Raw genomic sequence first — 1,575 nt, forward strand, 5'->3', positions numbered from 1 at the left:
AACTGAGGCTGTATAGAATTTAATAAGATATCGACAAAACATTATTATTACTGTCATTTTAGGTCTTGCAACTCTTTTAGCTACTAGTAGGATAACTTATGAGTGAACAAAAAGTTGATACCAGACTTTGGTCGTCTAAAGCACGTAACTTGTCACCTTACGTCCCTGGTGAGCAGCCTCAGCATGCCAATTTGTGTAAACTGAATACCAACGAAAACCCGTTTCCACCATCACCGAAGGTAGGGGAGGCCATTGCTAACGTCTTAGAGCAGCAGGCTTACGATTTACGTCTGTATCCAGCCCCTGAATCTGATGATCTGCGCGCAGCATTAGCCGAGTTATATAATCTTGATATAAACGAGGTATTTGTCGGTAATGGCTCAGATGAAGTTCTTGCTTTAGTATTTGCCAGCTTTTTTCTAAAAGAACGTCCTGTATTAGCACCAGATATCAGCTATAGCTTTTATCCTGTTTATGCGCAGACTTTTGGTGTAGAGCTGGTACAGATTGCATTGGAAGATGATTTTAGTATCGATCCCGATGCTTATCGTCAGCCTTGTAGCGGTATTATTATTGCCAATCCCAATGCGCCAACAGGTCTATTATTATCGCTTGCCAATATTCGTAAACTTGCCAGCGAGCATTCTAATTCGGTGATAGTCATTGATGAAGCTTATATTGACTTTGCTTGTATAGATGAAAGCCATTCTGGCACGCAAGTTTCAGCAGTCAGTTTGATCAATGAATTTGATAATTTATTGGTGACTCAAACCTTTTCAAAGTCTCGATCACTTGCTGGACTACGTGTGGGTATGGCCTTTGGTAATGCCTCATTAATCGAAGCGTTGACGCGTATGAAAAACAGCTTCAACAGTTATCCATTGGACAAACTTGCGCAAGCTGGCGCAACTGCTAGTGTGTTGGATAATAATTATTTCGAACAAACCCGCCAACAAGTCATTGATCTGCGCAAGTCATTGACGACTCAGCTAACAACGCTTGGCTATCAAGTACTGCCATCGCATGCCAACTTTGTATTTGCTCGTCCTAAAGATGGAAATGCAAGCGCAGTGGCCGCTAAGTTACGCGAGCAAGGCATCATTGTGCGTCATTTTGATAAGCCGCGCATTCAAGAATATCTTCGTATTACTGTTGGTACACAAGCACAGCATGAGCGCCTGATTGATGCACTGACCGCTATGCAAACGTATAGCGAAGATAGTGAGACTATCTCAAATATGGGCTAAGTTTTCATCAGGACGATATTAAATGATTAGTTGACAGCAGAGTTCACTATATGAATTTTGCATGCTGAAATATTTGGTACAAATTCTTATATGATGTCTGATGGGTTCAATACGTTTAGTAGATTGCCCACTTTGTCGAGACACTCTTGATATTCTTCTTCAAGATCAGACGCGACAGTGATACCGCCGCCTGCCCACAAGCTGACCTCTGTCTTGGTATTTGTTAAGCTATTAGCTTGCAACGTACGAATGAGTACATTCCACTGTCCACTTCCATCAAAATTCATATAGCCCATGGTGCCACAATAGGCACCGCGCGGTGCTGTTT

The 1,575-nt window shown here is 42.1% G+C and carries 2 protein-coding genes; one reads left to right on the forward strand and one right to left on the reverse strand.

Annotated features, from left to right (window positions below):
- Positions 1–98: 98 nt before the first annotated feature.
- Positions 99–1,247, forward strand: coding sequence for a histidinol-phosphate transaminase (gene hisC / locus ACS8FD_RS14095; RefSeq protein WP_439263476.1), 1,149 nt, complete (start codon positions 99–101; stop codon positions 1,245–1,247).
- Between the two features lie 86 nt (positions 1,248–1,333).
- On the opposite strand, the gene ACS8FD_RS14100 is transcribed toward hisC, so the two are convergent.
- On the reverse strand, positions 1,334–1,575 hold a 242-nt coding region (locus ACS8FD_RS14100; RefSeq protein ID WP_439276329.1), incomplete at its 5' end, for a chorismate-binding protein.

It is taken from the genome of Psychrobacter sp. 1U2 (assembly GCF_051847575.1).